We start from the raw sequence: 25,787 nt of genomic DNA on the forward strand, positions 1-25,787 counted from the left end.
ACTATATCGCGCCTGCCCAAAGTCGCACGTGCCTGTGGGTGTCCGCCGAACCTCGGAAATGGCGAGGAACTCGGTAAGGTACCTGGAACTAACCCCTCCAGTCGGTTTCGCGGCCAACCACGAAATCGAGGACATCTTGAAGCAACGACGGTGCGGGCCTTTCTGGTGTCTGCCGGTTGTCCAAAAACCGGGGTTACTGAAGAGGCACACCTTCATTGCCGGCAGTGCGGATGGGGTCTCCCATACCAAAGCTGAGGCAGACAAAGCAGAGCATTCGCCGCGAGGCGGGAGCTTATCGTCATGCGTTAAACGCATCCGTGGTTTCCGGTGATTTCCACCCTCCGGCCCATCGATCCGTTCATCGCATCCTTTGTCCACCGCGGGCAGACCAAGCCCGCTGAGCTTGAGCTTTGATTGAAGCGGCTTCGGCCGCCGAAGGAGAGACCCCGATGGCCACCCAGCGCATCCTCGACTTTCTCGCCACGCGACGCCCCGACGGCCCCTGCCTCGTCGTCGACCTCGACGTCGTGCACGACAACTACCGCGCCTTCGAGAAGGCCTTGCCGGATTCGAAGATCTTCTACGCCGTAAAGGCCAATCCCGCGCCGGAGATCCTGAAGCTCCTGGCGAATCTCGGCTCGTCCTTCGACACGGCTTCCGTGGCGGAGATCGAGATGGCGCTCGATGCGGGGGCGACGCCCGACCGCATCTCCTTCGGCAACACCATCAAGAAGGAGCGCGACGTCGCGCGCGCTTTCGAGCTCGGCGTGCGTCTTTACGCTGTCGACAGCGTGGAAGAGGTGGAGAAGATCGCCCGTGCGGCGCCCGGCGCCCGCGTCTTCTGCCGCGTGCTCACCGACGGGGCGGGCGCGGAGTGGCCGCTGTCGCGCAAGTTCGGCTGCGTGCCGGCGATGGCGGTGGACGTGCTGCGCCAGGCGAAGGCGCTGGGCCTTGCTCCTTACGGCGTCTCCTTCCATGTCGGCTCGCAGCAGACGGACCTTTCCGCCTGGGACCGCGCGCTGGACGACGCCCGTTTCGTTTTCCAGACGCTGGCCGAGGAGGGCATCGTCCTGAAGATGGTCAACATGGGCGGCGGCTTTCCGACGCGCTACCTGCGCGACGTGCCGGCCGCGCAGGCCTACGGGCAGGCGATCTTCACCGCGCTCAGGAAGCATTTCGGCAACCGCTTGCCGGAGACCATCATCGAGCCCGGCCGCGGCATGGTGGGCAATGCCGGCGTCATCAAATCCGAGGTGGTGCTGGTGTCGAAGAAGGCGGAAGACGACGAGGTGCGCTGGGTCTATCTCGACATCGGCAAGTTCGGCGGGCTCGCCGAGACCATGGACGAGGCGATCCGCTATCCGCTGGTCACCCGGCACGATGGCGGCGCGACGGCGCCTTGCGTGCTGGCTGGCCCGACCTGCGATTCGGCCGACGTGCTCTATGAGAAGACGCCGTATCCGCTGCCGCTGTCGCTTACCATCGGCGATGAGGTGCTGATCGAGGGGACGGGCGCCTACACGACGACCTACGCCTCGGTTGCCTTCAACGGCTTCGAGCCGCTGCGTGCCTACGTGATCTGACGGCTGCTTTCTTAGCCAGTTGTCGCCGGTATGAAACCTGCGAGTGCGGGATTTTTCGAAATGAGTTTGTCGTCTTATGCCGATGGTCGTGGGGTGCGCTCTACGTTGCCCCCCTCTACCCTGAGCTTTGTCGAAGGGCCGGGCATCTCCCCCACAAGGGGGGAGATCGGCGGTGGTTATGCCTTTGCCATCACCCCTGAAGCCGCTGCGGACGCTGCCGCGCGTGAGGCGCTGCTCGACCGGGCCATGGGCCCGAAGCGCAAGCGCAAATCGTCGGAGAAGCTGCGGCGCGGGCGTTTGCCGGCGGAGGGGTTGGCGTTTGTCGCGCGCGGTCCGGATGGTTCTCTCGTGGGAACCGTGCGGTTGTGGGACGTGCGGCTCGGCGAGACGGGTGTGCCTGCCTTGCTTCTCGGGCCGCTGGCGGTCGACCCGGCAATGAAGGGTGAAGGCATCGGTACGGCTTTGATGGGCCATGCGGTTGGCGAAGCGAAACGGCGCGGCCACGGCGCTATCCTGCTGGTCGGCGACGCGCCGTACTATGCACGTTTCGGCTTCTCGGCGGAAAAGACCGGCCGGCTTTCCATGCCCGGCCCGTATGAGCGGGAGCGCTTTCTGGCGTTGGAGCTTGTCGGCGGGGCGCTTGATGGGGCGCACGGAGTGCTGAAGCCCGCGAGGCGGAACATCCGTTCGGAGGCGTTGGCGCGCGCGGCGTGACGCGCGCGCCCTTGATATCAGAGTACCTGGGATATCAGAGCACCTGGCTGAGCTGCATGGCGACCGACATGTTGCCGTCGACCCTGAGCTTGCCCTGCATGAAGGCCGCTGTCGGCTCCAGATCGCCGGCGATCATGGCCTCCAGGTCGTCCTTAGTGAGCGTGATGATGCAGTCGGCACCAGCGTCGCTCAGGGAAACCGTCTTTCCGTCGATCACGATGGCGCCGTCGGCGCCGCAGTCGAACTTCACCGAATTTGCGAAGTCCGAACCGGCCACGCGCTCCTGCATCTTGGCGGCGATCTCATCCATTCCCATAGCTACTCCTCGTCGCGGCGCTTGGTCGAAAAGCAGGGCCCGCTTGCCTGCGCCCGCCGCAAGGAAAGCCGATGCGGGAGGCGCAGAGGGAATAGCAATCGAATTACGTTTACGTCAATGTGGATCGGTCAACATTGGATTTCCGCCGCCGGCCGAGGTGCCGAGCAGGCGGTCCAGAAGCTCGGTCAGCCGCTCCAGATTCTCCCTGCCGCCGAGGCGGCCAATCATGCGGTTCTCGTGTTCGTGCCAAAGTGCCGTCATGCGCTCGACGTAGCGCTTGCCTTCCTCGGTGAGATGCAGCGAGTGCGAGCGACGGTCGGCGCGGCCCTTGCGCCGCTCCGCCAGGCCACGAGCCTCGATGCTGTCCATCAGGAAGACGAAGTTCGCCCTCTTGATGCCCAGTCCCTCGGCGATTGTGGTCTGTTTCTGCCCGGGATATTTGGCGATCATGGCAAGGACGGAAAATTCCGCCGGGCGCAGTTTCAGCTTCGCCAGGGTGGTGGCGAAATCGTGGAAGACCAGAAGCTGGGCGCGGCGCAGCTTGAAGTCGAGAAGCGAGGTGATACAGGGCAGCTGGATCTGCCCGTCGGTCGCCTCAAACGGCGCCTCCGAGGGGGAGCGGTTGCCTTCGCAAGGTTTGTCGGATTGGCCCGCGGGTAGTGTCATGACACCTCCAAAATGCCGTGCCTGACGTCGAGCATTGGTTGCAGAGGAGGCTGAAGTGGCTCCGGAAATGACCGCGAGCCAACGCATTGCACGAACCGCAACGGATATGCCGGCGCAAAAAGCACGCCCGATTGATCATCAAAATATAGCGAGCCAGGTAAACAGCCCGCTCCTCGAAAATATGATCGAAAACAATAACCGGCATAGGACGAACAAGGGAGGCGTCCTGCTCTGAATACGACGTTTACTATTTCATAACCGTCATTCGCCGGGTCCGATACGGCGGCGGATGGCGTTGTCGCGTATCTCGGCCTTGGAAAGATAGTCGACCTGCTCAACCATGACCTCGTGGACCAGCTTCTCACCCGCACGCTCGTTTATGCTGTCCCGTATGCCGTTCCGGAGCGCGTCCAGGTCGACGCCGTTGCGATCGGTGAAGTCGATTTGCGGGTTGGCGTAGAGATAGCTGTGCAATTCGTCGACCAGAAGCGCATCGGCCGGCAGCGACAACGCCTTCAGCTTCTCCGGCTCGGCGGTGAAGACGAGGCGGGCGAGGAAATAGCCGTTCACCTGCCTGTCCTTGACGACGGGCACGGAGATCACCGGCGTGCGCACGTAGTCGAGCCCGCCGAAGAAGGGGGGCAGGGGGGTGGCGTTCCTCGCCGCCTGCGACGTCTGGAACGAGTAGAACACCGCGCCGAGGGTGGCGGCGCTGACCCAGACGGCGACCAGGAGGACCTTGAACATCGGGCCTACCGACCGAATTCGCGGACGGTATAGGTGCCGTCCGCCTGCGCTTGCTCGATGGCCTTTTGCAGGAGGGCGGCGACCTCGCCGACGGCGCCCAGATGCGCCTGGATCGTCGCTTCGTTGGCGGCCAGCTTGCCGCGCAGGCGGAGCACCGCCTCGCGGTGGTCGAGGCCGAGATCCTCCGGCACGATGCCCTTGAAGGCCTTGCCGAGCTCGTGGAGATGGCGGCTCTTGCGGGCGTTCGAGGCCTTGATGTCGTATTTCGGATTGGTGCGGATCGCGGCCGTCTCGGCCTCGATCGCATCGGTGATGCGCCCGATGAGGGCGAGCAACGCGCCGGTGCGTCCGTCTGCCTTTGTGGTTTCAGCAACAGGGGCGGCGTTGGTGGTGGGTTTCAGGTCGTGCATGGGGAGTGTCTGCATCCGCTCGGTAAAAAGGCTATTCTTCATGGGTGGAAGGCGGCAACGCATCGGCTGCGAGGGTCTTGGCCGTCTGCCGCTCGATCTCCTCGATCAGGCTGGCGGCGAGCGAGGCCTGGGTCGCCGCTTCCTCTGCCTCGGGGCCGGAGGAGACGCCGGCGACGGGCACCTTCCTGCCGTCCTGCAGGGTGTGATCGCCGAGCACGCGATCGGCGATGCCGATGCCGCCGCGCCTGGCCATGACGTTGCCGAGCTCCTGCGCCAGCAGGCCGCGCCACATCTCGCCGGAGAGGCCCTCGCCGTAGAAGGCGGCGGTATCCTCCGGCAGCATGTTCTGCAGGAAGCTCTGCAGCACCATGGACTCGAACTCCACGAAGTGCTCGGGCCTTCCGGCGGGCGCTTTCCGGGCGCGTGCCGCGGGCGCGGCGACCTCGAAGGCCGTGGCCGCATCGCCGGCATGGGCCTTCAGCCGTGCCCGCGCGGCCTCGACCTTCGCGGGGTCGGCCGCCTTCGCCACGTCCAGAAGAATGTCGCCGGGAGGTGAAATCGCCACGAGCGTCTACCGCGAACCGTTTTCAGTGAGCCGACTATGGCAGCGAAAGCTTGCGGCAGGCTTGCTCGGCGTGATTTGCCACTTAGATCGCGACCGCTCAGGGCTTGCGCTGCTGTTCCAGCATCTCAAGCACGGCCTTTTCCTCGGCCGCCCTTTCGTGCCTGCGCACCGCGCTCGTGTGGGCGCGCCCGGCGACATCCGCGCGCGCGCCGGCAGCGGCGATCATGGCGGCCTCTTCGGCGGCCCGCTCCAGGCACTTCTCCCGGCGGGCAAGGGCGCGGGCGATGCGGTCATGATAGAGCGCGGGAAAGAGGGCCGCCAGGCTGTCGGGCGCGTCCAGGCGCCCGGCGAGCTCCGTCGCCTCGGCTTCGGCCGCGGCCGCCTCCTTCAGATGCGCGGCGCGGCGCGCCTCGTGCAGTTCCTTGAGGCGCTCCTGCAGCTTTACGAGCCGTGCCAGCTTTTGCCGCCTGTCCGCCGTCATCGCCTCACCCGCCGATGGTCGTCGGGAAGAAGCCGTCGGCGAGGAGGCGCAGGAAGGTGCCGATGCCGAAGTAGAGGAGCAGCAGGCCGCCGGCGATGACGAAGGGGAGCGAGATGAAGTAGATGGGGATCTGCGGCGTCAGCTTGTTGATGAAACCGATGGCGAGGTTGACCAGGATCGCATAGGCCACGAAGGGGCTGCCGAGCCTGATCATCACCAAGAAGGCCTCGGAGAGCGTGTCGGAGAGGTCGACGAGCGCGGATTGCGGGTCGAACAGGGCGTCGACGGGCGCCAGCCGGTAGGAGGCCACCAGCGCCTGGATGATGGCGTGGTGGAAATCGAACACGAAAAGCAGAAGCAGTGCGGAAAAGGAGATGAGGGCGGCGACCGCCGGCTGCGGCTCGTTCTCCTCGACCGCCACGCCGCCGCCGGCCATGCCGTAGCCCATCATCATGGCCATGGCGGCGCCGATGAACTGGAGCGCCAGCACGTAGAGGCGCGCGAGGAGGCCGATCAGCGCGCCGATGAGGAGCTCGGAGCCGATGAGGACGAGCATCGCCTGGGGTTGGCGCGAGACATGCGGCACGATCGCCCCCCACAGATGCGCAAGCAGCGCCAGCGAGGCGCCGACGGCGACGAAGAGACGAACCTGCACGGGAACGCGGGCGCTGCCGAGCCCCGGCAGGAAGAGGAAACAGGCGCCGATGCGGCAGAAAGCGAGGAAGGCGGCGAGGATGGCGGTTTCCAGCATTGGTTACCGCGGTGCTGAGGGCGATTGAACAACGGGAATGGCAGCGCCCTTTCGCGCCCCCCTCTGTCCTGCCGGACATCTCCCCCACGAGGGGGGAGATTGGCCGTCGCTAACGGTTTCGCCAGTCGGTAACGTCTTACAATAGGTGCCGCCGCGAACGGCCGGCGCAATCTCCCCCCCTGTGGGGGAGATGTCCGGCAGGACAGAGGGGGGCGTGAAAGGGCTCGGCATGGGTGGCTAGGAAACCGACCCCAGGATGCTGATCTCCACGCCCTTGGCGATCTCGACGTGGCTCAGCACCGGCAGGGTTGGGAACAGGCGCTCGACGATCATGCGCACGTAGGGGCGGGCCTCGGGGGCCGTTACCAGCACGAAGCGCTCGCCGGCGTCGATGTGGTTGCGGATCGCCTTGCCAGCTTCCTGGCCGAATTCCTCGAGCTGGCGCGGGTCGATGTCGAACTCGCGCACTTCGCCCTTGGGGTCGCGCTTCAGCGCCTGGTGGAAGGCGAGGTCCCAGCGGTTGCCGAGCCTCAGGACCTTGAGGACGCCGCCCTCGCTCAAATCGCCGCAGATCTGCTGCGCCATGCGGATGCGCACGTGCTCGACGATCTGCTCCGTGCGGCGGATATGCGGGGCGATCTCGGCGATGGCCTCGATGATCAGGTGCAGGTTGCGGATGGAGATGCGCTCGGCCAGAAGCAGCTTCAAGACCGCCTGGAGCCCCGGATAGGTGATGTGGGAGGAGCATATCTCGTCGGCCAGCTTGCGGTACTCGGGGTCGAGCCGGTCGATCAGCGCCTTCATGTCCTTGTAGGAGAGAAGCTGCGGCAGGTTGTTGCGGATCACCTCGGAAAGGTGCGTGAGCAGCACCGACATGTTGTCGGCGTAGGCAAGCTGCTTGTTCTTCAGTTCCTCGGCGAACATGTCGGAGACCGAATAGGCGCGCAGGCCGAAGGCGGGCTCCTTCACCTCCTCGCCGGGCAGGTCGGGCACCGGCTTGCCGCCCAGAAGCACCATCAGCTCGCCGACGCGTAGCCGGTGCTCGGCCACGACCGTACCATGGATATTGATGCGGTAGCTCTTGGGCGGGATGGTGAAGTCGTCGGTGAGCCGCACCTCGGGCACGACGAAGCCGTATTGCGCGGCGAATTTCTTCCGCATCTTGTTCATGCGGAAGGCGAGTTCCTGGTGCGAGGCGATGAGCCGGGTGGAAAGCTGCTTGCCGATCAGAAGCTCGATCTCCGCCGTCTTGAGCGAGGATTTGACCGAGTTGCGCTCTTCCTCGACGGCGTCGAGCTTCTCGCGGCGCACGGCCTCGGCGGCGGCCTCCTCGCGCTGCCGCTCGCGGCGCGGCAGCATGTAGCCGAGCCCGGCCATGGTGCCGGCCAGCGCCAGGAAGGGGAGGGCCGGCAGGCCCGGCATCAGGGCGAGCACGGCAAGCAGCATGGCCGCCACGAACAGGGCGCGCGGATAAGCGCCCAACTGGTCGAAGACGGCCTTGTCGGCCGAGCCGCGCGTGCCGCCCTTGGAGACGAGCAGGCCGGCGGCGAGCGAGACGATGAGGGCGGGAATCTGCGAGACGAGGCCGTCGCCTACCGAAAGCCTGGTGAAAACGTCCGAGGCTTCACCGAGGTCCATGTCGTGGCGGGAATAGCCGATGGCGATGCCGCCGACGATGTTGATGGCGGTGATGATAAGGCCGGCGACGGCGTCTCCACGCACGAATTTCGAGGCGCCGTCCATGGCGCCGAAGAAGGAACTCTCCTCCTCCAGCTCACGGCGCCGACGCTGGGCTTCCTTGTCGTCGATCATGCCGGCGGACAGGTCGGCGTCGATCGACATCTGCTTGCCGGGGATGGCATCGAGCGTGAAGCGCGCGCCGACCTCGGCGATGCGGGTCGAGCCCTTGGTGATGACGACGAAGTTCACGACGATGAGGATCAGGAAGATGATCAGGCCGATGACGAAGTCGCCGCTCATCACCAGCTTGGAAAAGCCGCCGATGACATGACCCGCCGCGTTGGTGCCCTCGTGACCCTCGGACAGGATCATGCGCGTCGTCGCGATGTTGAGCGACAGGCGCATCATGGTGGCGATCAGGAGGATGGTGGGGAAGGAGGAGAAGTCGAGCGGACGCTGGATCCACAGCGCCACCATCAGGATGAGCACCGAGAAGGCGATGGAGAAGGCGAGGCCGACGTCGATGAGGAAAGGCGGGATCGGCAGGAACAGGATCGCCAGAATGATGATGACGCCGACGGCAAAGCCGATGTCCCGGCTGTGCTTGCGGGGCTCGCTGCCGACAATGCCTTCGCTCAACGCCATTCACGCCTCCATGTGGGGCGGGAGGATAGGGGGCGAAGCTTGTGCGAGGGCGGAGGGAGTGGGGGAAGGGGACTACCGGCTGGGGTGTGGTTCGCGGTCTTTGGCCGCTCGACCGTGACCCGCGACTCCATTATCTATAAAACCATGACGACAGCCAAATCAGACACCATCGCCACGCGGATCAGCAGGAGGCTTGCCGACCGGATCATTTCCGGCTCGATCGAGGCCGGAGCGAAGCTGCGCCAGGACCATATTGCCGAAGAGTTCGGTGCGAGCCATGTGCCGGTACGGGAGGCGTTCCGCCGCCTGGAGGCGCAGGGGCTCGTGGTCAGCGAGCCGCGCCGTGGCGTTCGCGTCGCCGGTTTCAGCGTCGAAGAAGTCCGAGAAGTAGCCGAGATGCGCGCCGCGCTTGAAGTTCTGGCGCTGCGCAACGCCGCGCCGCATCTGACCAAGGCCATTCTCGATCAGGCCGAAGATGCAACCCGCGCCGGCGACAGGGCCGGCGATGCGGAGGCGTGGGAGAAAGCCAACCGCGCCTTTCATCGGATTATCCTTGCACCTTGCGGAATGCCCCGGCTGCTCAAAGCCATCGATGATCTACACACGGCCAGCGCCCGCTTCCTCTTTTCGGGCTGGCGGGCTGAATGGGAGGCGCCCACCGACCGCGACCATAGGGCGATCCTCGCGGCGCTGCGCGCCGGGGAGGTCGAGGCGGCGGCCTCGGTGCTAGCTCGGCATGTGCAATGGACCGGCCACAAAGGCCAGAAATCCAGCCCTTTTCCCGCTGCGGCTCGGCGTTGAGGCGATAGCCCTTGCCAACGAGTGATTTCTGTGGAGTCTTTTAGCGATAGATTCCAGAAATTATCTATTATTCTGTCGCAAGGAAACCCGCATGAGCACCACAGCCGCACCGACCCTCAAACCCGTCTACAGCCCTCTCGATCTTCAAAACCGCTCCCTCGCATGGCAGGTTGGTGGAATTGTCGTCGGCACGCTCTTCCTGGCCGTATCGTCCTATATCGAAGTTCCGATGGTGCCCGTCCCGGTCAACATGCAGACCTTCGCCGTTGCGCTGGTCGGCGCTCTCTATGGCTGGCGCCTCGGAGCCATCACGATCATTGCGTGGCTCGGTCAGGCCGCCCTCGGCATGCCGGTCCTCTCCGGAGGCGCGGCCGGCGCACATCATTTCGTTGGACCGACTGCCGGCTATCTCTTTGCCTTCCCCCTTGCCGGTGCGCTCGCCGGTTGGCTGGCCGAAAGGGGCTGGAACGGCAATCGCCCCGTGCTTGCCTTCGTCGGCATGTTGCTGAGCAATACCGTCTGTCTCGCCCTTGGCGCGGCATGGTTGGCCGTCATGATCGGGCTGGAACAAGCGATCGTGCATGGCGTGACGCCCTTCCTCGCCGGCGCTGTTCTGAAATCCGCTCTTGGTGCCGCCACCCTCGCGCTGCTGGCGCGCGGCAAGGCGCGCTCGTCTGAATGACGATCCGGCTTCGGCCTCATCACCTGCTTTGCCTGCTGACCTATGCCGGCAAGGGCTACGGCCCCGCGTTCACCGCCAACTATGACGCGATCGCGGGGCGGATTTCCCAAGGGGAGGATATTCTGATCGTCGAGGGGCCGGACGACATTTGTGCCCCGCTCCTTGATGATCGCGAACCTCACTGCTGGCGGGACAGCGTGACGGAACGGGACCGGCTGGCGGCGCGCGATCTAGGGAGACTGCTGCTTGTTTCGATTCAGGATGGCCGCCGGATCATCCTGAATCGGCATCTCCTGGAGCGGATGCGTGAAGCTTTCTCGGCCGGTGATACGCGCAGCGCCTGCGAGGGCTGTGAGTGGCATGATCTGTGCAGCACGATCGCAGCAGGAGGCTATTGCGGGATCGCTATTCCGAGAGAACGATAGTGGAGTAGCTGCAAAGGGTCGAATTTTCGCATTCTCGTAGGCCGTTAAGGGTCGCTGGTCGCGAGAGGGCCTAACGCGGGCCCTCCGCGCCGGCCTTGCGCCCTTTCGCCTAGAAGCTGTTCTCGATCCGCTGGAAGATCACCGTCGTGAAAGACGATATCTGAGCGCCGACGAAGGGCCCGGAAAATGCCACGGCCAACAGAATGGCGACGATCTTGGGGACGAAAGTGAGGGTGATTTCCTGCACCTGGGTCAGTGCCTGGACGAGCGCGATGCCGATGCCGACGACCATGGCGACGATGACCGCCGGGCTGGCAGCGATCAGCACCGTCCAGATGGCGTATTGGACGATGTCGAGGGCGTCGGCCTCGTTCATGGGTCAGCGGATCACGACGCCGGGGCCAACGGTCACTTCCTGGCCGCCTTCGAGCTTGGCGACCACGCCGTCGCTGTAGAGCTTCACCTCCGACACGATGCCGGTCACCGAGCCGTCGGCCGAGGTGATCTCGCGGCCAACAAGGCCGCTTGCCTGGGAGAGCGAGGAGGCGGCGAGGATCTGTTCCAGCTTGTCGTTGATCTGCACGGACTGCTCGACCTGGGAGAAGCTGGCGAGCTGGGCCACGTAGTCGGTGGATTCCATCGGGCTCGTCGGGTCCTGGTTCTTCATCTCGGCGACGAGCAGCTTGAGGAAGGACTGGTAGTCCACGGCCTGCGGCGCGGCGGTGCTGGTCTGGTTCTGCGTGGTGCCGGTTACGGTCGAAACGTTCATGTCTATTCCCCTACGGCCTTGGCGAATGCGGTTTCCTCGTGCCGGCGTGGCCCTTCCAGGATTTCCTCTTCGAGCGGGTAGAGAGCGCGGATCGCCTTCAGCGCCTCGTAGACCTGGCCCTCGCATACGAGCGTGTCGACGTGCTTCAGCCCGGCCAGCACGCGCTCGTTGCGGAAGGTGGCAAGCAGGTTGGAAAGGGTCCGGCGGAAGAGTTCGTGCGCGCTGTCCCCGCCGTCGGGGTTCATCAGCATGATCTGCACGACGAAATAGAGCTGGCGCAGCGGCGTCTTCGCGTCCTCCGGCTGGAGGACGTGGTTCTGCAGCAGGAACTGCACGTCGTTCAGGAACTCCAGAGAAACCTTGCGGTCGACCTTGATGACGGCGCCGTTGACATAGATCTTCTCGCCGGCCTTGAGCGATATCTTCAGCGTGTTGGTCATTTCAGCCCGTCGCGGATGATCTGCGAGACCTCGATAAGCCCATCGAAATTGTCCGAGCGACCCTGGCGCACCTCCTCGCCCTCGCGCAAGAGCCACAGGCCGATGGAGATCAGGTTGGCGCGCAGCTCCTTCGGCAGCTCGTTGTCGGGGCTGCCCAGATCGCTGATGAGCGAGGTCCACACCCGGTTCATGAACAGGATGGCCTCGGTCGTCTCGCGCGCATTCGGCCCGGCGTCGCGCGCGGTGGCGAGAAGGTCGATGGAGCGCGTCAGCAACTGGCGCTCGCGGTCCTTCGCGTCGGCAACCGAATCCGTCTGAACCTCGCTATAGGAAAACTGGTACATGGGGTCTGAGGTCTCGCTTCCTGGTCGTCACGGATATGTCGTCACAGATATCGTAAGAGGCTGAGCTGCTGGATGCGGGCGGTCAGCGCGTAGGCGGTTTCGATCTGGGTCAGGAGGTCATTGACCTTCGTTGCGGCCTCGAACGGGTCGACGCCTTCGAGATCCGTGACCAATGTGTTGAACAGGTCGATCTGCGAGGAAATGCGTTCGCTGGCCTCCTCGACGCGGGTCTCGGCAAGGCCGACCTCGGATTGCGCGTACGCGAAATCGGCGACCGCCGCGCCGACCAACGCGGTGGCGCGCCCGTAGAGCGTCTGCAGCGCCTCGTCGTTAAGGGGTATCTGCATCAGGTCGGTGAGTGCCGCGGTGGCCATGGCAAGCCTGCGCATGCCCGGGCCGTTGGCAGTGGTCGAGGTCTCGGCCGTCTCGTTGAGGGTGATGCGGCTGGTGATCTTCTGGTCCGAGGCCTCGGACCAATCGCTCCAGCCGGCGCCCATGAAGCTCGCCTCCAGGTCATCGAAGAACGCAGCCATTTCCGCGGCGGTGATGTTCTCGGCGGCGGGGTCGGTCTGGGCAAAGCCGAAATGGGCGGAGAAAAGCGCATCGAACTGCGCCTTGTTGGGCGAAGCGGGGTCGGTGAAGTCGTTGAGCGGCTTTACGTCGGTGTTGATGCCGGCGAACAGGTATTCGCCGTTGAGGTTGCTGTTGAGGATGCTCGTCATCGCTTCCAGTGCCTGCTTGGCGCTGGCGCGGATGATCTCCGGATCGCTGTCCCCGGAAGACGCGGCGGTCAGCGCCTCCAGCATGTCCTGGGCGATGCCGCCGAGCTGCTCCAGACCGTTTTGGGTGGCGGAGAGCCGGCCGGAGGCCAGGCCGTTGGCGTCGATCAGGCTCTCCAGCCGCACGATGTCGCGCGTCATGGAGAAGCTGACGCCTGCGCGGGCGCCCAGCGTCACGCCGGGATCGGCCACGCGGCCGGTGGTGGCCTCCTGCTGGCGCTCGGCAAGTTCCACCTGCATGCGCATCATCTGGTAGCGGAGGGTCTGCGAAATGCTGGAGGTGGAGATGAAGGAGGTTTTCATGGCTAGCGCGCGACCTCCATCAGTGTGTACAGCATCTCGTCGACGACGCTCATCAGCCGCGCCGAGGCCTCATAGGCGTGTTCGAGGTCAAGCAGCAGTGCCATCTCCTCGTCGATGTTGACGCCGGTGGCGTTGGAAAGTGCCGTGGCGGTATGCGTGGCCAGCGCTTCCTTGGCCTCTACGCCGCTGGCTGCATCCTTCCTCAGGCTTTCCAGCCAGCCGATGGACTGGCTGGAGAAAGCGGTGAGGCTCAGCGTGGTACCGAGGCTGGCAGCCGGATCGAAGCCTGCCGGCTGGTCGAGCTTGGCGAGATAGGCGTTAAGGAGGTCGGAGTAGGACGCCCCGCCCTCGGTATTGTGGACATAGCCGGCGCCGTTGGCGCCACCGTCGCGCAGCAAGGTCGGGTCGGCCTCGAACGCTGTGTTGAGCACGATGTTGCCTGCCAGCCCGTCCTCCAGCGTGCCGGCTGCCGGCAGGCCGGGGCCACCGGGCCAGATGAACAGACCCGCCGCGTCGGCAAGAACGCCGTCGGGATCGGTCTCGGCGAAGGCGGAAATCAGACCGCGGGCGATCTCGTCGAGTTGGCGCTGCATGCCGACCGCCACCTCGTCGCGCAATTGCAGGTTTGCGGCCAGGCTGCCCGAGGCGGTCGTGTTGCCGCCGTTGCCGGCCGTCAGCGGCACACCATCGATGTAGATCGCATTGCCGGCCATGCCGGCGGTGTAGGTGCCGTTGGGGGTGAAAGTGACAGGGCGCGCGACGGTTTCGAACAGCGTCACGCCGTCGGCGGTGAGCACGACCATGTCGTTGTCGGCGCGGGTGATGGTGGAAACTGGCACATAGGCCGAGATCTTCTTCAAGAGCGCGTCCCGCCGGTCGAGCGCGTCGGAAACGTCGCGGCCGGTGCGGGTGCCCGAGGTCACCTCCTTGTTGGCAGCCTCGAACTCGGCCAGGAGCCGATTCAGCTCTTCCACGGAGATGGCGATCTCGCGGTCGACATCGGCGCGGAAGGACTGGACGGCGGCGGTTCCGTTATTAAGAGAGCGGACCACGCCGCGCGCTGCTTCGAGCGCGCTTTCAGCCACGGTGCGGTTGGAGGGCGCGGCGGCGTAGCTCTGCAGGGCCTCCTGCAGCTTGTTGAGCGCGGATGCCGGAGAGGTGGCGTTGTCGACGCCGTTTACCCGGATCTGCAGGCTGTCGAGGCCCCGCGACAAGGCGGACTGGCCCTCCCAGCCGGACAGGGCGGAAAGGTTCTGCCGGAAGAGGACGTCGTCGGTCGCCCGCTGGATGCCGCTGATGCGGGCGCCGGGCGCGGTGCTGGTCGTGATGCCGGAGCGGCGCACATAATCGGGGTTGGAGGCCTCGGCGACATTCCGCGAGACGATGCTGGTTTGGCGCGACGTGTTAAACAGCGCCGATTGGGCGGTACTCAGTGCGGACGTCAGCGACATTGCTTCCTTTCTCGACCCCTCTTCACATCAGTTACCTTTTCAGGTTCACCAGAAGCTCCATGAGGTCGGAACCGGTCTGGAACACTTTCGAATTTGCCGTGTAGCTGCGCTGGGATTCGATCATGTCGGTGAGTTCCTGGGCGATGTCGACGTTGGAGTTCTCCAGCGCCCCGGAGACGACCTTCCCAAACCCCGCCTCGCCGGCGAAGCCGATGCGCACGGCGCCGGAATCCGCGCCTTCGGCAAAGATGTTGCCCGAGACGACCTGCAACTGATCCGGGCTCGGCACGGTGGCGAGCGGGATGCGGTAGAGCGGGCGGAAGGAGCCGTCCGCATACTGCGCATAGACGATGCCATCGGTGCCGATCTCGACGCTTTCGATGCCGCTCGGCGGCGTGCCGTCCACCTTGGCATCGGCAACGGCGAAGGCGGAGTCGAGCTGAGTGAGGGTGGAAAGATCGAGCTCCAGATTGTCGCCGCCGGGGACCGGTATGGTGATGCCGGTGGCTGGGCCGGTGAGCTTGCCGGTCGTCGCGTCGAAGGAGAGGGTCTGCGTGGCCAAGGGCGCCGAGGCATAGGGGAAGGAGGTGTTGGGAGCCGCGTCGGCCCGGTCGAAGACGGCGACTTCCCACGTGTCGTCCGCCGTCTTGGTGAAATAGACGTCGAGCAGGGCCTCCTCGCCGCGGTTGCCATAGGCGACCAGCGAGGTCTTGGCCGAGTATTGCGCCGTTGCCGCGTTGTTCGACGGCAGGTCGGCAGCGGCGACGATGTCGGCGTCGAGCGGCAGATTTCCGGCGAAGATGCCGTTGCGCGACGGCGATGCCACGAGCTCCGCCTGGGTGATGGCGATGGGCTCCAGGCCTGCATAGCCGTTGGCTGTGGGGGCCGGCTCGCCGTTTGCGTAGCTGTAGCCCATCAATTGAAAGCCGGCCGCGTTGACAAGGCGGCCTTCGCCGTCGAGGACGAACGAGCCGGCGCGCGTCAGATAGGGCTGGCCACCGGAATCCTGAACGACGAAGAAGCCGTCGCCCTCGACCGCGAGGTCGGTTACCGAGGTGGTGTATTGCAGCACGCCTTGCGTGGAGATCGAATTGCGCACCGAGGTGGTGACGCCGCCGGAATTGTAGGAGCCGGACGTGCTCGGGACGACCAGCGTGGAGAACTCGGTCTTTGCCCGCTTGTAGCCGTTGGTGCTGGAGTTGGCGATGTTGTCGGCAACCGTGGACAATCGGTTGGCCTGTCCGTTCATGCCGGACACACCGGTTCTCATCATGCCATACAGACTCATCGCGGACCTCTCGTCGCTTTGCGCATTCGGGGCAAAGGCTAGCCGATGGGACTTGCGTGAAGCTGGTCTGCCGCCTGCGCGGTCTCAGGTGACCAGCCGATATCCGAGGTAGCGTTTGGATTCGATGGGATCGAAGCCCAGCCTGGTGCGCAGTTTCTTGCGCAGCTTGCTGATGTGGCTTTCCACGACGTTCTCTTCGACTTCCTCATCGAAGATGCCGTAGATGGCGTTGAAGATCTGCGTCTTGGTCACGCGGCGCGAGGCGTTGCCGGCGAGGTATTCGAGGATGCGCCGCTCACGGCGTGGCAGGGGCAGGGGCTCGCCCTCGATCTCCGGGTCGCGGCCGTCGGCGTAGATGCGCATCGGCCCGACCTCGGTGAAGCTCGTGTCCTGCTGCTGGGTGCGGCGGCTGATGGCGGCGATGCGGGCGAGGATTTCGCGCACATGCACCGGCTTGCGCACCACGTCGTCGACGCCGTACTCGAAGAGCCTCAGCGTGTCTTCGAGCGAGTTCTGCTCGCTCAACGCGATGACCGGCGCGTTCGACCTATCGCGGATGCTTCGCGCCGGCTTCTCGGGCGTATCGCATTGGCCGAGGAGGAAGGCGCTGACCGCCTTCAGGTCGTCTTCGGCCGCCGTTTCCACCCATTCGCCGAATTCACCGGGCCCGAAACCCGCGGTGGCAACGCCTTCCCGGCCGAAAAGTGATGTGTACCCATCGGTTACGAGTTCGCGCTCGTCCACAACGACAATCATCAGCCCGCCTCCGAATCAGTTACCCCACCAAGAGGTACCCGGTGAGAGGAATCTCGCACAACTATTTATTTTTGTAATAAATCTTTAGTGAGTTTTTGATCTATAGGCGCGAATCGCAATTTCAATCAGGAGTGGCAGAAGGAGCGCGCTTGCCGTGTCCACTCGCCGAAGCCGGTGGCGACCATGTTGGCGATGACCCGGCACAGGTAGCGCTTCTGCGCGGGATCGTTGTCGGGCCCGGCATGGTAGCGTGCAACGGCCATGGACCAGGTCCCATGTCGCTGCTTCAGCTGGGCGAGGAAGCGGGCCGCGTAGTCGACGTTGCGGCGCGGGTCGAGCATCTCGGCGAGGCTGCCGAACCGATCGCCGTGGTAGTGGTGGTTGATCTGCATGCAGCCGAGGTCGATCAGCCTGGCGCCGCGCTCTTGTGCCTTTGCGAATTCCGTTGCCGCCTCTTTGGCGGTGCGGGCGAAGACGGCCTTGCCCTCGATATTCAGCGCATAAGGCTGCAGGCTGCCTTTCACGCCGGTTTCCGTAAGGCCTACCGAATAGAGGATGCCGGGCGGAACGTCGTATTTGTGTGCCGCGCGCAGGATTTCGGCCTCGCACGGATTGGCCGTGGCGAGGGCGGTCGAGAGGAGCAGGCTAGATATAAAGGTCGCGGCCCGCATCAGCATCGCGATGGTCCTCGTCCTTTCCGCGGGCGCCGTGCCGTTCGCCGCTGCCGTCACCTCGGGTGCCTCCGCCTTGCCGTCCTTCGCCGGCGGCCGGCTGGAAGCCGGGTTCGCGGCCGCTCGTGCCGCTGCCCGTGTTGGCGTTCGTGCCGCCCGGAGTCTGCTGGACCGTCACGCGATCCACCTCGTAGCCGAGCGCACGCAACGCCCGCGTCATGGCCTCGCCGTCGGCATTCAGCTTCTGCCGGGCCTCCGTGGTCTCGACCTGCAATTCAACCAAAAGTTTGTCGCCGGAAATGCTGAGACGGGCCGTCACGGGGCCGAGTTCGGCCGGCTGAAGCTGGATTTTCAGGGTGTGCAGGGTTTCGTTTCCGCGCTGCGTGCCGGCGGCGAGGGCCTTGGCGGCTTCCGTCGCGGCCGATGCGAAGGCCGGGCTGGCCTCGAGCGTGGGGCTCGTGCCGAAGGGGGAGGCCGGTGCAGGGGCGGACTGGACGCTTACCACACGCACCGGCGGCTTGCCGCTCTCGGCGTCCTGGCGGCTGCCGCCGGAGGGGTTGTCCTGCGCGGTTCCGTCCTGCGCCGCCAGCGTTGGGGCGGCGCGTGTGTCGGTCTTTGCGGAAGGCTCGGCGCCGTCTGCGAGGCGCGGCGGTGCCGGCTGGTCGGCCCTGGGAAAAGGAGGGAGTTCCTGTGGGTTCTGCCGAGCGATCGCCTTGTCCGTGGTGGTTGTTGCGCTGGCTGGTGGTGCGCTGTCGCGGGGGATGGCTGTGTCTTTCGTATCCGGTGCATTGGGCGAAGGGGAGGTGGCGGCCGCCTTGCCGGAGCCTGCAGCCTCTCGCTGCGGCAGGGCCGTGCCTGCCCGCGCCGGATCCATCACGGCCGCGATTTCATCCTCTTTCGCTTCGTCGGTTGCGGGGGCGGTGTTGGTTTCTCCGTCCTCATGCTCCGGCGCTTCGGTGTTCTTCGTCACCGGCAGCACGTCGAGGGCTTTGTCTTCGCCGGATCCTTCTTCCCCCGGTGCGCCGGCTTCATGCTGCAAGGACAGGGAGAGCTTTTCTACGAGGTCGGCGAGGCGCCATGTTTGGCCGTCCGATTCCCGCCGTAGGGTCGGCATCTTGTTTCCATCCTCCAGCAGGGCATCGCTGAAGGCTGGTGCCTGCAGGGGAGACCCCTTGTAGCCGCGCGCGCCTTCCCGTGTGCCGAAGATGGCGGCGAGGCCAGCAGCTTTCACGGCCTCGGTCATCGTGTCTCCTCCTGAAGCAGCGCGTCGATCGCTTGCAGCCTTTCCAATGTTTCGGCGACGAAGGCGGTGTTCCCGGCATCCGCGGGCGGCGGTTCTTCTTGCGCCATAGTCTCCAGGGAAACCGGGCGCGCCACCACTCTTTCGGCGATCTCCGTCGCCGCCTTCAGCAATCGCCGGTCGTTCGCGGAAAGGCGCCGCACGTCGATACCCTTCAGCGTCTCCAGCACGTCGCCCGCATTCTGCGACGTCACGGAGGCGACGTTGGCGTAGAGGACGGCGCGCGGGTCGCTCTCCTCCGGTTCTCCGGCCACGTATTTCTCGGCATTGCGGGAGGCGAAGGCGAGCAGTCTTTCGTGGCCTTCGATGGCGCTTTGGCGGGCGATCCGCAGGTAGATGACGTGCGCCTGCTCGGCATTCATCTCCGCCGCCACCTCCTCGATCAGTTCGAGGTCGACCTCTTCGTGCAGGGTGATAATGGCGGAGACGAAGGCCTCGGCGAACTGGCTGGCGTAGGGCGAGTGCAGGAAGCGGCGGACATATTGCGACGCCGCCAGAGCAAAACGGTCCAGATCGTGCAGCGTCGCGCTGACGGCGATGGTGCGGCGCAGCGCTGCCTCCTCGATCAGCGTGCCGGGGCTCAGGAGCCGCGCCTCGTCGAACAGGCGGAGCGCGCCCGAAGGGTTTTCCTGCACCAGGAGCGAACCGATCACCAGCGCCAGCGGGGCCGACAGCTCGCCGTTTACTCCCAGCGGCTCGACGTCACGCAGGATCTCGCGTGCACCGGAGAAATCGCCGCGGGCGTAGCGCACGACGCCGTCGCCCAGCGTGCGCTCCGTTCCTTCCAGAGCGAGGCGCGAGACGGCCATGTCCAGCGTCGCGGGGTTGCCGCCGCTGGCGCCGTAGACGAGGAGGGCATGGAAGTTGCGCGGGTCGTCGAACTCCTCTGGCCTGGCTGCGCGCAGGCGTTCGTCGATGATGCCCAAAAGCTTGCGCTGCATGGGGAGGGCGGCGTGGTCGCCGTCGGCGATCCGGTCTTGCACGCGCTGCAGCGAACGCACCATCTGAAGGGGCTGCAGCCCGCCGGCCAGGGCCTGGCCGGACAGCATGGCGGCAAGGCCGACGGCGCCAAGGTACCGCTTCATCGCGGCACCTCCAAGAGGATGTCGATGCGGCGGTTGGCGTCGGCCAGCGGGTCGTCGGGCAGCTTCAGGCGCCGGTCGGCGAAGCCCGCCACTTCGGCGATGCGGCCCTCGTCCAGGCCGCCGCGCACCAGCATGTATTGCGCCGCATGGGCGCGGGCGGTGGACAGCCGCCAGTTGTCGTAATCGCCGCTGTTGAACGGCCGCGCGTCCGTGTGGCCATGCACGCGGATGGCGCCGGGGCGCTCAGCGAGCGTGCGGCCGATCTTTTCCATGGCCAGCACGAGCTGGCGCACCGGCACCGCCGAGCCGACGGCGAACATGCCGTTTTTCACTTCGTCGGTGACGGAGATCAGCACGCCGTCCTCTCCCGACGTCACGGTGACGGAGGTGCTGAGACCCTCGCTCTCCAGTGCTTCCATGATCTCGGTGCGCACCGCATCGGCGGTCTTCTCGCGCGCCTCGGTGGCTTCGGCCTCCGGCTCGGCGTCCTGGGCTTTTTCCTCGTCGCGTGCCTGCTCGGCTTCTTCCGGTCGGGCTGCAAGCGGCTCCACCTCAGGGACTGGCACGAGGGACGTGGCCTCTTCCCGCTGGTTTTCCAGCTCGATCTCCACGTCGGCGGCGGCGGCAAGCTGATGCTCGCCCGTCTCGGCAGCTTCGGCGTCGGCGCCGGCCGGCTGCTCGCGGGCCTCGTCGGGGTCGCCTTCCACGCCGATCTGCGGGACGGCGACCTGCTGCGACCAGAAGTCCGGCGCGAAGGGATCGCGGTAAGCTTCGCCGCCGGAGGCCCCGGAGGAGGGGCCGGCGTCCTGCTGGCCGCCCTCGCCCTTTTCGGAGATGTTCTGCTCAGTGCCGATGTCGGCGGCGATCTCGGCCAGCACGGCATAGGGGTTGGAGAAGAAGTTCTGGTCGGAATATTTGCGCGTGTCGGCGAGGTCGGCCGAGTTCTTGAAGGTCGAGGGGCCGGAGGTCTTGTCGTTTTCGCCGGCCGGGGCGTCGGTGATCTTTTCCGCATCCGTGTCGCTCGACGTTGCCTGCGGGCCCTGGCCGATCTCCTCCAGGCCCTTGCGGTTGGTGTTGCGGTCGATGAGCTTGACGGGGTTGAAATAGCTGGCGAGGGCGGCGCGCGTCTGCTCGTTGGCGGCGTTGATGAGCCACATGACGAGGAAGAAGCACATCATCGCCGTCATGAAGTCGGCGAAGGCGATCTTCCATACGCCGCCGTGATGGCCTTCGTCCTCATCGTCGCCGCCGCGGCGCACGATGATGATCTCGGGGTGGCGGTCCTCGCCGTCGGCCACGCTCATGACAGAACCTCGGCCAGCGCCTCGGACCATTCGGCAAGGCGCGTCTCGAACAGGCTTTCGTCTATCTCGGCGGTCAGGTCGAAGCCGGGCGCCTCGGCAAAGCCCACCTGTTGAGCGCGCTCGCCGAGCTTACCCTTCAGGGCGTCGCACAGAAGCGCGGTGCCGCGGATGCGGATGCGCACTGCCTCACGGTCGTCCAGCGCCGCCTCGACGATGCGCGCGAGCTCGTCGACGGCCCGCTTCTGCAGGTCTTCGCTAAGCACCACGCCGAGGATGCGCGCCGTCACGGCGCTGGTGAGCGCCACCACCTCCCGCTGCATTTCGGCGAAGCGGTCGACGACGGCGGTGCCGGCTTCCTCGCCAAGACGGGTCATCGCCTCTTCCATCTCGGCGGCGTGGCGCTCTCGCTCGGCAGTGAGCTTCTCCTCATGCTCGCGCTGCAGACGTTCGGCAAGCGCGGCCTCGGCTTTCGCAACGATCTCCTCGGTCGTCGGCCGGCGTTCCGCCGCAGACGTAGCTGGCGCCGGAGGCGTCTCCCGCAGCGTTCCGAAAGCGTCCGCGGCGGGTTTGCGCTTGCCGGGCGCGGGTGCTCCGGCGCCGAAATCCGGCAGCGCGTCGGCAAGGGCCACCACCGGCATCAGCCCGCGGCCTCCGCCTCGGCGCGTGCCCATTTGCGCAGGATGTGGGCCGTGCGTTCCTCGCTAAGGTCGACCATGCGGGCGAGGCGCGCCTGGGGTGCCGGCCTGACCTTCAACCGGAACTCCTCGTTCTCCTCCTCCATCTCCAGGCCGGCCGTCTCCTCATCGCCGGCGGCGGGCAGGCGCGGCTCGCCGGCGGGGTTGGGCAGTGAGCGTTGCGCGGTCGCCAACTCCGGCTCGCCGGCGGTCGCCGGCCGCATCAACGCGGTGCCGAGCGGCTTCAAGCCGAACCAGGTGACGAGGAAGGCAACGAGCACGAAGGCGGCGGCATTGATCAGCGTGCCGGCGTGCCGGTTGACGAAGGCCAGCGGGCCGGGCTCGGCGATCTCCACCCTGTCGAGCCCGTCGATGAATTCGACCGCGGTGACGTTCAGCACATCGCCGCGCGCTTCGCTGAAGCCGGTGGCCGAGGCTACGACCGTCTGTATCTCCTCGATCCGCGCCTGCACCTGATCGGGCGCGGCGCCCTCGCCGAGGATGGCGGCAAGGCGTGCCTCATTCACCACCACGGCGATGGAGAGCTTGGAGACCTGATATCCGTTGCTGGTGGTGGCGATGCGTTTCGTGTTGAGTTCGTAATTGGTGGTCTCTTCGCGCCGTTCGCTCTCCTCGGAGGAGCGGGGCAGCTCGGCTGCTGGCGTTTCCTCCTGCGGCAGGTTTTGCAGAACGGTCGTCGGCGTGGCCGCCGTCTCCTGGGTGGCGTTGTCGCTGGAGCGCACGATTTGCACGGAGCGCTCGACGCGCGAATCCGGGTCGTAGATGATTTCCTCCACCTGGCGGGCGTCGGTGTTGACCTCGGCCTTTACGCTGGCGCGGAAGTTGTCGGGGCCGAGATAGGGTGCGAGCGCGCGGCGGATGTTCTCTTCCACCTGGGTCTCCACCGTGCGTTCGATGCCGATGGAGCGCTGGGCGGTGTTGTTGGCCGGATCGTCGCCGGCGGCGAGCAGCGCGCCGGAGGAATCGAGCACGGTCACCTTCTCCGCCTCCAGTCCCGGCACGGCGGCGGAGACCAGGTAGCGGATGGCGGCGGCCTTGTCGGCGCCGTCGAGACGGGAAGCGCGGATGACGACGGAGGCAGAGGGCTCCTGCTCCTCGCGGCGGAAGTTGCCGCGCTCGGCCATGACGATATGTACGCGCGCGGCCCTCACCCCGGAGATGGACTGGATGGTGCGGGCGATCTCGCCCTCCAGCGCCCGCACGCGGGTCACCTCCTGCATGAAGGTGGTGAGCCCCAGAGAGCCGACATTGTCGAACAGCTCATAGCCGGCATTGGTGCTGGTCGGCAGGCCCTTTTCGGCGAGCAGCATGCGCGCCTGTGCCGTCTTGCCGGCCGGCACCAGCACGGCCGTGCCGTCCGAAACCACGTCGAAGCCGATGCCCGCCTCGCCGAGCACGAGGCCGATCTGGTTCACGTCCGAACGCTCCAGGCCGATATAGAGCGTCTCGTAGGCGGGGCGGTTGAGATAGACGGCGCCGGCGACGATGACGGCCATGACGAGCGCCAGGACGCCGCCCATCATGGCGAGGCGCCGCGGCCCCAGGCTTTTCAGATTTTCGACGACGGTCTGAAGCTGCTCCGGCAACGTCCCGATACTCCCAGCAATGAACCGGGGCGAGACTAGCGGTCGAAGCTTGTGCGAAAATGAAATGGGGCCGCACGAGGCGGCCCCACCTTCCTGCTTGGTGGTACTGTCCCTCTGGATTATCGGAACAGCGACAGGATGCTCTGAGCGTTGGAGTTGGCGATCGACAGCGCCTGGATGCCGAGCTGCTGCTGGGTCTGCAGGGCGGCGAGGCGGGTCGATTCCTCGTTCATGTCGGCATCGACGAGCTGGCCGACGCCGCGGTCGATGGCATCCATCAGCGCCGAGGTGAAGCTCGTCTGCAGATCGATGCGCGACTTGGCGGCACCGAGCGAGGCCGCGCCGGTGGAGACGTCGCTGAGGGCAGCTTCAATGCCGGTCAGCATGTCGTTGAAGTCCGTGTCGTCCAAGTTCGCTGCGGTAACGTCGAGCGTCAGGACGGAAGCCGTAGCGGCACCGGCGCCGGTGGTCGTGAACGTGGTGTCGAGGATGCCGGTGTCGCCAACGCTGTCGATCAGCCGGATGTCACCTAGCGCGACACTGATCTGGCCGGTTGTCACGGCGCCGGCTGCATCACGGCTATAGGAGGAGATGACACTGAAGCTGGTTGCGCCAGCCGGATCGGTCGTAAGAAGGCTGGAACCGGCGTAGCTTGCTGCGGCGGTCTCGGTGAGCTGCGCCTGCAGAGCCGTGATCTCGCTCTGAATCTTGGTGCGGTCCTCGGTGCTCGACGTCTTGGCGAGCAGGACCTTTTCCTTGATCTGGTCGACCACGTCCTTGGCCGAGTCCATTGCCGTGTAGGCGGTATCGACCTTGCCGGCGGCGAGGCCGAGGGCGTCTTGGACAACGGAGTTGGCCTTGTTGTCCGAACGCATCGTCGTGGCGATCGACCAGTAGGCGGCGTTGTCGGAGGCCTCGTTCACGCGCAGACCGGTGGAAATGCGGTTCTGCGTGGTGGCGAGGTCCTTGTTGATGTTGGTCAGGGTCTGCAGCGCCGTCATGGCGGACGCATTGGTCAGAAGACTGGACATAGGAAGTGCCCCTTTGATTCGAAATGGAGGTTTTTGAGGGACATACCGGGCGATCCGGTATGGCGGGACGGCATCATGCCCGTGAACTCTCGTTCGAGATCAGCCCGCCATGCGTTCGGCGCCCTTTATGGCGGGAACTTCCTACCAAATCGTAATCAGGTGAAATTTTCTGTGATGCTGGAACAGGTCATCGTTTCATGGAATCGATGACCTGTTCTAACTCTTTGTTTTGTAGCAATTCCGGACGGAAAACCGGTTTCCACTTTTCCTGGAATTGCTACGCGAACGAGCGCACGAGGCTGCCGACGAGCAGGTTCCAGCCGTCGATAAGCACGAAGAACAGTATCTTGAAGGGCAGGGAAACGACGGTCGGCGGCAGCATCATCATGCCCATGGACATGGTGATGGTGGCGACGATCAGGTCGATGACGAGAAAGGGCAGCACGACGAGGAAGCCGATCTCGAATCCGCGGCGGATCTCCGAGATCATGAAGGCGGGGATGAGGACGCGAAGATCGGCCGTCTGAGGAGAGACCTCAACGCCGCCGCGCTCGGCTGCCAGGTCGGCGAAGAGGTTGTAGTCGGCTTCCCGCACATTGCCGGCCATGAAGGCACGGAAGGGCTCAGCGATCCGCGCCACCGCCACTTCCTCGGAAATCTCGTTGTCCATCAGCGGGCGCATGCCGTCGTTCCATGCCCGGTCGAAGGTGGGTGCCATGACGTAGAATGTCATGAAGAGCGCCAAGCTGATGAGGATGAGGTTGGCCGGGGTCGTCGGCAGGCCCATGCCGGCGCGCAGGATGGAGAAGGCGATGACGAAGCGGGTGAAGCTCGTCACCATGATGAGGAGCCCGGGGGCGATCGACAGCACAGTCAGAAGGCCGAAGAGCTGGATGATGTAGCCGACGGTCGTGCCGTTCGCATCACCGGCGAGGGCACTGAGGTCGAACGTCTGCGCGGCGGCGGGAGCCGCGGCGGCGATAAGGATCGCTATGGCGAGGCGGACGCGCTTCATTCGTAGATGAAGGTCATGACGAGAATGTCGCTGACGCGGCCCTCGCTGCGGATGCGGGCGCGCTCGCGCAGGTCCGCCTTGAGGTACTGGAAGCCGCTGGCGCTTTCGATCTGACGCAGCTTGACCGTGCGCATATAGGCGAAGAGGTCCTGATGGATCGTCCGGGCGAGCGCCGGGTCCGGCTCGCCGTCGAAGACGACCGCCAGCTCCATGCGCACCCATATCTCCGTCGGGTCCGCGAGATTGGTGGTGATCGGATCGAGGACGGTGACGCTTGGCGCCGGTCTGGCCTCGCCCTCCACCTGCTCTTCCTCGCTCTCGGCGCGGCCCTGGTCCTTGATGGTGCCGGGTTCGGAGACCGGTGCCTGATGGCTTTCCAGATAGCCCCCCGTGTACCATCCCATGCCGACGGCGAGCGCGGTCACGACCAGGAGTGCGGCCACCTGGATGATGGGCGAGGGGCCTTTCTTCCGTTCTTCCTGGGAGACCAGCGCCATGTTCCTT

Annotated in this window: 30 protein-coding genes; 5 read left to right on the top strand and 25 right to left on the bottom strand. The window is 65.5% G+C overall.

Annotation, left to right across the window (positions count from 1 at the left end; genetic code table 11):
• Positions 1-449: 449 nt before the first annotated feature.
• Positions 450-1,583 (top strand): ornithine/lysine decarboxylase, encoded by a 1,134-nt coding sequence (gene odc2, locus GM910_RS16350; protein WP_159589087.1) that lies wholly within the window; start codon positions 450-452, stop codon positions 1,581-1,583.
• Positions 1,584-1,643: 60 nt separating this feature from the next.
• Complete coding sequence (locus GM910_RS16355) at positions 1,644-2,297, top strand: GNAT family N-acetyltransferase (protein WP_159589089.1); 654 nt, start codon at positions 1,644-1,646, stop codon at positions 2,295-2,297.
• Between the two features lie 34 nt (positions 2,298-2,331).
• Here GM910_RS16355 and GM910_RS16360 read toward each other — a convergent pair whose 3' ends face one another.
• The 8 genes from GM910_RS16360 to flhA form a co-directional block, all read right to left on the bottom strand.
• A complete protein-coding gene (locus GM910_RS16360; protein ID WP_425482698.1) occupies positions 2,332-2,607 on the bottom strand; it encodes an SCP2 sterol-binding domain-containing protein in 276 nt (91 codons plus the stop codon).
• A 120-nt stretch (positions 2,608-2,727) separates the two neighbouring features.
• The gene (locus tag GM910_RS16365; protein WP_159589093.1) at positions 2,728-3,279 is read right to left on the bottom strand and encodes a MarR family winged helix-turn-helix transcriptional regulator; all 552 of its coding nucleotides are present in this window, start codon (positions 3,277-3,279) and stop codon (positions 2,728-2,730) included.
• A 261-nt stretch (positions 3,280-3,540) separates the two neighbouring features.
• Positions 3,541-4,026 carry a hypothetical protein gene (locus GM910_RS16370; RefSeq protein ID WP_159589095.1) on the bottom strand — a complete coding sequence of 162 codons (486 nt, stop codon included), beginning with the start codon at positions 4,024-4,026 and terminating at the stop codon, positions 3,541-3,543.
• Positions 4,027-4,031: 5 nt separating this feature from the next.
• Positions 4,032-4,436: a hypothetical protein gene (locus GM910_RS16375; RefSeq protein WP_159589097.1), complete on the bottom strand. Its 405-nt coding sequence runs from the start codon at positions 4,434-4,436 to the stop codon at positions 4,032-4,034.
• A gap of 31 nt (positions 4,437-4,467) precedes the next feature.
• Entirely contained in the window at positions 4,468-5,001 is a 534-nt protein-coding gene (locus GM910_RS16380) for a rod-binding protein (RefSeq protein WP_159589099.1), read from the bottom strand.
• 97 nt (positions 5,002-5,098) lie between these two features.
• Positions 5,099-5,482, bottom strand: coding sequence for a hypothetical protein (locus GM910_RS16385; RefSeq protein WP_159589101.1), 384 nt, complete (start codon positions 5,480-5,482; stop codon positions 5,099-5,101).
• A 4-nt stretch (positions 5,483-5,486) separates the two neighbouring features.
• Positions 5,487-6,233: a flagellar biosynthetic protein FliR gene (fliR, locus tag GM910_RS16390; RefSeq protein ID WP_159589103.1), complete on the bottom strand. Its 747-nt coding sequence runs from the start codon at positions 6,231-6,233 to the stop codon at positions 5,487-5,489.
• Positions 6,234-6,470: 237 nt separating this feature from the next.
• Complete coding sequence (gene flhA, locus GM910_RS16395) at positions 6,471-8,558, bottom strand: flagellar biosynthesis protein FlhA (protein ID WP_159589105.1); 2,088 nt, start codon at positions 8,556-8,558, stop codon at positions 6,471-6,473.
• Between the two features lie 144 nt (positions 8,559-8,702).
• On the opposite strand from flhA, the gene GM910_RS16400 reads away from it, so the two are divergent.
• From GM910_RS16400 to GM910_RS16410, 3 genes are all read left to right on the top strand, one after another.
• The gene (locus tag GM910_RS16400; RefSeq protein ID WP_159589183.1) at positions 8,703-9,359 is read left to right on the top strand and encodes a GntR family transcriptional regulator; all 657 of its coding nucleotides are present in this window, start codon (positions 8,703-8,705) and stop codon (positions 9,357-9,359) included.
• A 91-nt stretch (positions 9,360-9,450) separates the two neighbouring features.
• Entirely contained in the window at positions 9,451-10,041 is a 591-nt protein-coding gene (locus GM910_RS16405) for a biotin transporter BioY (RefSeq protein WP_159589107.1), read from the top strand.
• Complete coding sequence (locus GM910_RS16410; RefSeq protein WP_159589109.1) at positions 10,038-10,466, top strand: DUF1284 domain-containing protein; 429 nt, start codon at positions 10,038-10,040, stop codon at positions 10,464-10,466. Before GM910_RS16405 ends, GM910_RS16410 begins: the two co-directional genes overlap by 4 nt.
• Positions 10,467-10,575: 109 nt before the next feature.
• Here the strand turns inward: GM910_RS16410 and fliQ are convergent, their stop codons facing one another.
• The 17 genes from fliQ to GM910_RS16495 all read right to left on the bottom strand — a co-directional run bounded on the left by fliQ (position 10,576) and on the right by GM910_RS16495 (position 25,780).
• Positions 10,576-10,842: a flagellar biosynthesis protein FliQ gene (gene fliQ, locus GM910_RS16415; RefSeq protein ID WP_159589111.1), complete on the bottom strand. Its 267-nt coding sequence runs from the start codon at positions 10,840-10,842 to the stop codon at positions 10,576-10,578.
• 3 nt (positions 10,843-10,845) lie between these two features.
• The gene (gene flgD / locus GM910_RS16420) at positions 10,846-11,235 is read right to left on the bottom strand and encodes a flagellar hook assembly protein FlgD (protein WP_159589113.1); all 390 of its coding nucleotides are present in this window, start codon (positions 11,233-11,235) and stop codon (positions 10,846-10,848) included.
• A gap of 2 nt (positions 11,236-11,237) precedes the next feature.
• Positions 11,238-11,675 (bottom strand): flagellar biosynthesis repressor FlbT, encoded by a 438-nt coding sequence (gene flbT / locus GM910_RS16425; protein WP_159589115.1) that lies wholly within the window; start codon positions 11,673-11,675, stop codon positions 11,238-11,240.
• The gene (flaF, locus tag GM910_RS16430) at positions 11,672-12,019 is read right to left on the bottom strand and encodes a flagellar biosynthesis regulator FlaF (RefSeq protein WP_159589117.1); all 348 of its coding nucleotides are present in this window, start codon (positions 12,017-12,019) and stop codon (positions 11,672-11,674) included. The genes flbT and flaF overlap by 4 nt, the downstream gene beginning before the upstream one ends.
• A gap of 41 nt (positions 12,020-12,060) precedes the next feature.
• Positions 12,061-13,101: a flagellar hook-associated family protein gene (locus GM910_RS16435; RefSeq protein ID WP_159589119.1), complete on the bottom strand. Its 1,041-nt coding sequence runs from the start codon at positions 13,099-13,101 to the stop codon at positions 12,061-12,063.
• A 2-nt stretch (positions 13,102-13,103) separates the two neighbouring features.
• Positions 13,104-14,552, bottom strand: coding sequence for a flagellar hook-associated protein FlgK (gene flgK, locus GM910_RS16440; protein WP_159589121.1), 1,449 nt, complete (start codon positions 14,550-14,552; stop codon positions 13,104-13,106).
• 31 nt (positions 14,553-14,583) lie between these two features.
• Entirely contained in the window at positions 14,584-15,840 is a 1,257-nt protein-coding gene (locus GM910_RS16445) for a flagellar hook protein FlgE (RefSeq protein ID WP_159589123.1), read from the bottom strand.
• Between the two features lie 84 nt (positions 15,841-15,924).
• Complete coding sequence (locus GM910_RS16450) at positions 15,925-16,596, bottom strand: response regulator transcription factor (protein WP_159589125.1); 672 nt, start codon at positions 16,594-16,596, stop codon at positions 15,925-15,927.
• Between the two features lie 125 nt (positions 16,597-16,721).
• Positions 16,722-17,267, bottom strand: coding sequence for a lytic transglycosylase domain-containing protein (locus tag GM910_RS16455; protein WP_159589185.1), 546 nt, complete (start codon positions 17,265-17,267; stop codon positions 16,722-16,724).
• Complete coding sequence (gene fliK, locus GM910_RS16460) at positions 17,242-18,510, bottom strand: flagellar hook-length control protein FliK (protein ID WP_159589127.1); 1,269 nt, start codon at positions 18,508-18,510, stop codon at positions 17,242-17,244. The genes GM910_RS16455 and fliK overlap by 26 nt, the downstream gene beginning before the upstream one ends.
• A complete protein-coding gene (locus GM910_RS16465) occupies positions 18,507-19,652 on the bottom strand; it encodes a chemotaxis protein (RefSeq protein ID WP_159589129.1) in 1,146 nt (381 codons plus the stop codon). Before GM910_RS16465 ends, fliK begins: the two co-directional genes overlap by 4 nt.
• Complete coding sequence (locus GM910_RS16470) at positions 19,649-20,956, bottom strand: MotB family protein (protein WP_159589131.1); 1,308 nt, start codon at positions 20,954-20,956, stop codon at positions 19,649-19,651. Before GM910_RS16470 ends, GM910_RS16465 begins: the two co-directional genes overlap by 4 nt.
• On the bottom strand, positions 20,953-21,594 hold the full coding sequence (locus GM910_RS16475; RefSeq protein WP_246226190.1) for a hypothetical protein: 642 nt from the start codon (positions 21,592-21,594) through the stop codon (positions 20,953-20,955). Before GM910_RS16475 ends, GM910_RS16470 begins: the two co-directional genes overlap by 4 nt.
• A complete protein-coding gene (fliF, locus tag GM910_RS16480; RefSeq protein ID WP_159589133.1) occupies positions 21,594-23,237 on the bottom strand; it encodes a flagellar basal-body MS-ring/collar protein FliF in 1,644 nt (547 codons plus the stop codon). Before fliF ends, GM910_RS16475 begins: the two co-directional genes overlap by 1 nt.
• Positions 23,238-23,356: 119 nt before the next feature.
• Complete coding sequence (locus GM910_RS16485) at positions 23,357-24,268, bottom strand: flagellin N-terminal helical domain-containing protein (RefSeq protein WP_159589135.1); 912 nt, start codon at positions 24,266-24,268, stop codon at positions 23,357-23,359.
• A gap of 277 nt (positions 24,269-24,545) precedes the next feature.
• Positions 24,546-25,283 (bottom strand): flagellar type III secretion system pore protein FliP, encoded by a 738-nt coding sequence (gene fliP, locus GM910_RS16490; RefSeq protein ID WP_159589137.1) that lies wholly within the window; start codon positions 25,281-25,283, stop codon positions 24,546-24,548.
• Entirely contained in the window at positions 25,280-25,780 is a 501-nt protein-coding gene (locus GM910_RS16495; protein ID WP_159589139.1) for a flagellar basal body-associated FliL family protein, read from the bottom strand. Before GM910_RS16495 ends, fliP begins: the two co-directional genes overlap by 4 nt.
• Between the last annotated feature and the right edge of the window lie 7 nt (positions 25,781-25,787).

Origin of the sequence: Chelativorans xinjiangensis, assembly GCF_009812055.1 — a bacterium.
In the GTDB taxonomy this organism is placed as follows: domain Bacteria; phylum Pseudomonadota; class Alphaproteobacteria; order Rhizobiales; family Rhizobiaceae; genus Chelativorans; species Chelativorans xinjiangense.

Excerpts from the sequence above, each read along its gene's own strand:
- odc2 (WP_159589087.1), top strand. The coding sequence starts at position 450 with ATGGCCACCCAGCGCATCCTCGACTTTCTCGCCACGCGACGCCCCGAC.
- GM910_RS16355 (WP_159589089.1), top strand. The coding sequence starts at position 1,644 with ATGAGTTTGTCGTCTTATGCCGATGGTCGTGGGGTGCGCTCTACGTTG.
- GM910_RS16360 (WP_425482698.1), bottom strand. The coding sequence starts at position 2,607 with ATGGATGAGATCGCCGCCAAGATGCAGGAGCGCGTGGCCGGTTCGGAC.
- GM910_RS16365 (WP_159589093.1), bottom strand. The coding sequence starts at position 3,279 with ATGACACTACCCGCGGGCCAATCCGACAAACCTTGCGAAGGCAACCGC.
- GM910_RS16370 (WP_159589095.1), bottom strand. The coding sequence starts at position 4,026 with ATGTTCAAGGTCCTCCTGGTCGCCGTCTGGGTCAGCGCCGCCACCCTC.
- GM910_RS16375 (WP_159589097.1), bottom strand. The coding sequence starts at position 4,436 with ATGCACGACCTGAAACCCACCACCAACGCCGCCCCTGTTGCTGAAACC.
- GM910_RS16385 (WP_159589101.1), bottom strand. The coding sequence starts at position 5,482 with ATGACGGCGGACAGGCGGCAAAAGCTGGCACGGCTCGTAAAGCTGCAG.
- fliR (WP_159589103.1), bottom strand. The coding sequence starts at position 6,233 with ATGCTGGAAACCGCCATCCTCGCCGCCTTCCTCGCTTTCTGCCGCATC.
- flhA (WP_159589105.1), bottom strand. The coding sequence starts at position 8,558 with ATGGCGTTGAGCGAAGGCATTGTCGGCAGCGAGCCCCGCAAGCACAGC.
- GM910_RS16400 (WP_159589183.1), top strand. The coding sequence starts at position 8,703 with ATGACGACAGCCAAATCAGACACCATCGCCACGCGGATCAGCAGGAGG.
- GM910_RS16405 (WP_159589107.1), top strand. The coding sequence starts at position 9,451 with ATGAGCACCACAGCCGCACCGACCCTCAAACCCGTCTACAGCCCTCTC.
- GM910_RS16410 (WP_159589109.1), top strand. The coding sequence starts at position 10,038 with ATGACGATCCGGCTTCGGCCTCATCACCTGCTTTGCCTGCTGACCTAT.
- fliQ (WP_159589111.1), bottom strand. The coding sequence starts at position 10,842 with ATGAACGAGGCCGACGCCCTCGACATCGTCCAATACGCCATCTGGACG.
- flgD (WP_159589113.1), bottom strand. The coding sequence starts at position 11,235 with ATGAACGTTTCGACCGTAACCGGCACCACGCAGAACCAGACCAGCACC.
- flbT (WP_159589115.1), bottom strand. The coding sequence starts at position 11,675 with ATGACCAACACGCTGAAGATATCGCTCAAGGCCGGCGAGAAGATCTAT.
- flaF (WP_159589117.1), bottom strand. The coding sequence starts at position 12,019 with ATGTACCAGTTTTCCTATAGCGAGGTTCAGACGGATTCGGTTGCCGAC.
- GM910_RS16435 (WP_159589119.1), bottom strand. The coding sequence starts at position 13,101 with ATGAAAACCTCCTTCATCTCCACCTCCAGCATTTCGCAGACCCTCCGC.
- flgK (WP_159589121.1), bottom strand. The coding sequence starts at position 14,552 with ATGTCGCTGACGTCCGCACTGAGTACCGCCCAATCGGCGCTGTTTAAC.
- GM910_RS16445 (WP_159589123.1), bottom strand. The coding sequence starts at position 15,840 with ATGAGTCTGTATGGCATGATGAGAACCGGTGTGTCCGGCATGAACGGA.
- GM910_RS16450 (WP_159589125.1), bottom strand. The coding sequence starts at position 16,596 with ATGATTGTCGTTGTGGACGAGCGCGAACTCGTAACCGATGGGTACACA.
- GM910_RS16455 (WP_159589185.1), bottom strand. The coding sequence starts at position 17,267 with ATGCGGGCCGCGACCTTTATATCTAGCCTGCTCCTCTCGACCGCCCTC.
- fliK (WP_159589127.1), bottom strand. The coding sequence starts at position 18,510 with ATGACCGAGGCCGTGAAAGCTGCTGGCCTCGCCGCCATCTTCGGCACA.
- GM910_RS16465 (WP_159589129.1), bottom strand. The coding sequence starts at position 19,652 with ATGAAGCGGTACCTTGGCGCCGTCGGCCTTGCCGCCATGCTGTCCGGC.
- GM910_RS16470 (WP_159589131.1), bottom strand. The coding sequence starts at position 20,956 with ATGAGCGTGGCCGACGGCGAGGACCGCCACCCCGAGATCATCATCGTG.
- GM910_RS16475 (WP_246226190.1), bottom strand. The coding sequence starts at position 21,594 with ATGCCGGTGGTGGCCCTTGCCGACGCGCTGCCGGATTTCGGCGCCGGA.
- GM910_RS16485 (WP_159589135.1), bottom strand. The coding sequence starts at position 24,268 with ATGTCCAGTCTTCTGACCAATGCGTCCGCCATGACGGCGCTGCAGACC.
- fliP (WP_159589137.1), bottom strand. The coding sequence starts at position 25,283 with ATGAAGCGCGTCCGCCTCGCCATAGCGATCCTTATCGCCGCCGCGGCT.
- GM910_RS16495 (WP_159589139.1), bottom strand. The coding sequence starts at position 25,780 with ATGGCGCTGGTCTCCCAGGAAGAACGGAAGAAAGGCCCCTCGCCCATC.